General features: G+C 63.6%; 4 protein-coding genes. All 4 read right to left on the reverse strand.

What is annotated here, in order from left to right; translation table 11 throughout:
- Window positions 1-14 precede the first annotated feature (14 nt).
- Complete coding sequence (locus tag AC2SGK_RS18075; protein WP_488324770.1) at window positions 15-284, reverse strand: hypothetical protein; 270 nt, start codon at window positions 282-284, stop codon at window positions 15-17.
- A gap of 57 nt (window positions 285-341) precedes the next feature.
- Complete coding sequence (locus tag AC2SGK_RS18080) at window positions 342-1,682, reverse strand: site-specific DNA-methyltransferase (RefSeq protein ID WP_488324771.1); 1,341 nt, start codon at window positions 1,680-1,682, stop codon at window positions 342-344.
- The gene (locus AC2SGK_RS18085; protein WP_488324772.1) at window positions 1,679-2,941 is read right to left on the reverse strand and encodes a site-specific DNA-methyltransferase; all 1,263 of its coding nucleotides are present in this window, start codon (window positions 2,939-2,941) and stop codon (window positions 1,679-1,681) included. Before AC2SGK_RS18085 ends, AC2SGK_RS18080 begins: the two co-directional genes overlap by 4 nt.
- A gap of 396 nt (window positions 2,942-3,337) precedes the next feature.
- The gene (locus tag AC2SGK_RS18090; RefSeq protein WP_488324773.1) at window positions 3,338-3,835 is read right to left on the reverse strand and encodes a TnsA endonuclease N-terminal domain-containing protein; all 498 of its coding nucleotides are present in this window, start codon (window positions 3,833-3,835) and stop codon (window positions 3,338-3,340) included.
- Between the last annotated feature and the right edge of the window lie 95 nt (window positions 3,836-3,930).

Genomic DNA, 3,930 nt, shown 5'->3' on the forward strand with positions numbered 1-3,930 from the left:
TTGTCTGGGACTGGTCACGATGGCGACGAGAACATCAAGCGATCGCTGCCATCGCACATCGGAAGTTGCGCATCAATGCGCAACTGTAGTACTAGGGCAGTAGGGATGTTCTTTTTTCCACGGCACCAGGTGCGGAGTGTGCGCTCTTCGTCCGCACGGGCTACTTCGAAAGCTTCGTCTCTTTTCCCCTCCGCTACTTCTTTGGCGGTGTTCATGACTAGGCCACGTGCCAAAAGCCGCTTGATCTCGTCAAAGTTCGGCTCGTTTTCTGTGTCAGCAGGCATTTGGTTTCGGACCCTTTAGGCCAACATCGCTCTGTCCAGATCAAATATGTGGGTACATTATCCGATCTGGTCAATCGATGGTCGCTCTGCCTTCCGCCCAGTCGCCATCTCCCACCGCCGCACGGCGACGTCGCAATAAACAGGGTCCAGTTCCACCGCGCGGCAGTGCCGCCCGGTGCGTTCGGCGGCGATCAGTTGAGTGCCGGAGCCGCAGAAGGGTTCGAACACCAGGTCGCCGGGATCGGTGAAGGCCTCCAGCACCGCCTCGACCAGCGCCACCGGGAACACGGCCGGGTGCGATCCGGCGGCGCCCAGACCGCCCTTGTGCCGCATGATCCGGAACACGCTGTCCGGGATACGGTGGCTCTGGATGGCGTTGCCGTATCCGGTCTTGCGGTGGACCGTGCCGTCGGCCCCGCGCAGGCCGCCCCCGCCGAGCGTTTCGCCCGCGTGCTTGCTCTCCACCGTCTTGTTCGGCTTCCGCGGCTGGCGGTTGAAGTGGAAGATGAACTCATGCGACGGTGCCAGTCGCCCGTTCCAGTCGCCCGGCAGTCCGGGCCCCTGGTCCCAGACATACCAGCCAAAGCGCCGCCAGCCCTGCGCGCGCATCCAGTTGACCCAGCTTTCCCAATACGGGATCCATTCGCCATCGCGGTGAACGAGGCCGAGGTTCACCAGCAGTTGGGCATCGACGGTGATCGGGGCCGCGGCGAAGACGCCCTGCATCAGCGCATCCCAATCGCCGACCTTTTCCTTTGCCGCGCCGTAGTCGCGCTGCTGGGCATAGGGCGGGGAGGTGAACATCAGCGACGCCAGCGCCCCGTCCATCAGCCGGGCCACCACGGCCGGGTCGGTGGCATCGCCGCAGATCAGCCGGTGATGCCCGAGCTGCCAGATGTCGCCGGGCTTTGTGATCGGTTCGGTCGGAGCCTCCGGGATGGTGTCGGCTGTGTCATCTTCGATGGACGCGCGGTCGTCGGCATCGTGCAGCAGCGCGTCCAGCTCCTCCTCGGGGATGCCGATCAGCCCGAGGTCGAAATCCTCGGCCATCAGCCCGCGCATTTCCTCGAGCAGCAGCGCGTCGTCCCACCCGCCCAGTTCGGTCAGCTTGTTGTCGGCGATCCGATATGCGCGGCGCTGCGCCTCGGTCAGATGGCCCAGCACGATGACCGGCGCCTCGGCCAGCCCGAGCTGGCCAGCGGCCAGGATGCGGCCATGGCCTGCAATCAACTCGCCATCGGCGGCGACGAGGCAGGGAACAGTCCAGCCGAACTCGGCCATGCTGGCGGCGATCTTCGCCACCTGGTCGGCGTCGTGGGTCTTGGCGTTACGCGCGTAGGGGCGGAGGCGGGCCAAGGGCCAGTGTTCGATCCGGCCGGGCAGAAGGGGCGCGTTCATGCCGCGAGCCTCTTGGCCTTGAGGGCATCGAAACTCTCGCCGGTTTCCGCCAGTACCGCCTCTTGGCCGGTGAAGGACTGCCAGCGCTCGATGGCGACATCGATATAGGCCGGGTTCAACTCGACCCCGAAGCAGACCCGCCCGGTGGTTTCGGCCGCGATCAGCGTGGTGCCGGAACCCATGAAGGGCTCGTAGACTACCTGGCCGGGGCTGGAGTTGTTCAGGATCGGCCGCCGCATACATTCGACCGGCTTCTGCGTGCCATGCACGGTGTCGGCGTCCTGATCCCGGTTGGCGATCTGCCACAGCGTGGTCTGCTTGCGGTCCCCCGCCCAGTGACCCTTTCCCTTCGCGCGAACGGCATACCAGCACGGTTCGTGTTGCCAGTGGTAATCGCCGCGGCTGAGCACCAGCCGATCCTTTGCCCAGATGATCTGCGACCGGATGGCGAAGCCTTCGGCCACAAGGCTGTCGGCCACGGTGGCGGCATGCAGCGCCCCGTGCCAGACATAGGCGACGTCGCCGGGGAAAAGCGCCCAGGCCTCGCGCCAGTCGGCGCGGTCGTCGTTCAGCACCTTGCCGGTGCGTTTGGTCTTTGCCGCGCCCGCCTGGTTGCGCCAGGAGGGATCATACTCCACGCCATAGGGCGGATCGGTCACCATCAGCAGGGGACGCACATCGCCCAGCAGCCGCCCGACCACTTCGGCCGCGGTGCTGTCGCCACAGATCAGCCGATGCGCGCCCAGCTGCCACAGGTCGCCCGGCACCGACACCGGCGTGACCGGCAGCTCCGGAACATCGTCCTCGCCCTCGACCGGGCCATCGCCGCCCAGCGCCTCGGGATCCCGCAGCAGGGCGTCCAGATCATCCTCGCTGATGCCCAAGAGCGTCAGGTCGAAATCCTCGGCCAGCAGCCCCGCAATCTCGTCGCGCAGCAGCGCCTCGTCCCATTCGCCCAGTTCTGTCAGCTTGTTGTCGGCGATCCGGTAGGCCCGGCGTTCTGCCTCGTCGAGATGGCTGAGCCGGATCACCGGCACCTCGGTCAGCCCGAGCATGGTCGCGGCCAGCACCCGGCCATGGCCCGCGATCAACTCGCCATCGTCGGCCACCATGCAGGGCACGGTCCAGCCGAACTTGGCCATGCTGGCGGCGATCTTCGCCACCTGGTCGTCGCCGTGCATCTTGGCATTGCGGACATAGGGGCGCAGCCGGGCAATCGGCCAGGATTCAACCTGGCTCGGCGCGAAGACGAGGTCCATGGGGTGGGGCTCGGGATGTGGGGGAGGGAAATGAAAAGCGCCCGCGAGGGGGGTCCTCCGGGCGCAATTCTTCGATGATCAAGGGGTAGGTCAATGGGGGCAGGTCTGTCAACCCGAAAAATGAAGCGGATTCAACAGCTTCTGACGAATTGGCCTTCCGGGGTGGCTTCCGGCCACCTGGCTTCCCCGAAGGTGGCTTCCCTGGCTTCCCGCCGGGAATCCACCCCGGCCAGATCGTGATTCCGCAAGTCTCTGATCTGACTCACGAATTCCGGCTCCGGGTCGCAAGGTGGCTTCCGCCTGGCTTCCCCGGTGAAAATGCCTCACGCTAGCGAACCGCCGCGCTGCGCCCCCCCGCATACGTTCTGGACCGGGGAGGAACCAGAGGAGGGGGGATTACAACAACATCCTGAACCTGTTCTGGTCGGCATCAGTGGATTTGATGATTTGATACTCCATGCCGCTGGCCGCAGCGATCTGCTGCGCAAAGTCCTTCTTGGCTTGAACGACGGCATCATCAACCTGATGATCCCCCTTTACCTCCACAATGACATACTTCTCGGTACCATCTGGCTCCTCTCTCAAGAAGATGAAGTCAGGGTAGTAGCTCCGAACTGTGCGGCTTTCAGGGTCAATATATTGAACAAAGAAATCAGACTGGCCATGTGTCAGCATGCCAGTGAAGTAGATTTGCTTTACGCGTTTTTCTCGAAGAAGGTCCCAAAAGAGGGTTCTCTCAGAATTGGAATCAAAGCAGTATGCATCAAGGTGAAAGCTCTTTTCTCTTTCATTGTCTTTGACAATGGCGTCGGCCCTGCGAACAATCTTGTCTTTTGCCGCGGTAAGGCGTTGTTGCAGAACTCTCCCCGTGAAGGATTCACTTGGTGAATCCATGCGGTTAGATGGGCAGCATGAGCAAGCCCAAGCCCGCCCGCTACCGCACCACCAACTGGTCTGCCTACAACGCTGCGCTCAGGAAGCGCGGGAGC

This window comes from Paracoccus sp. NIOT.M2S5SZ12, assembly GCF_057748165.1.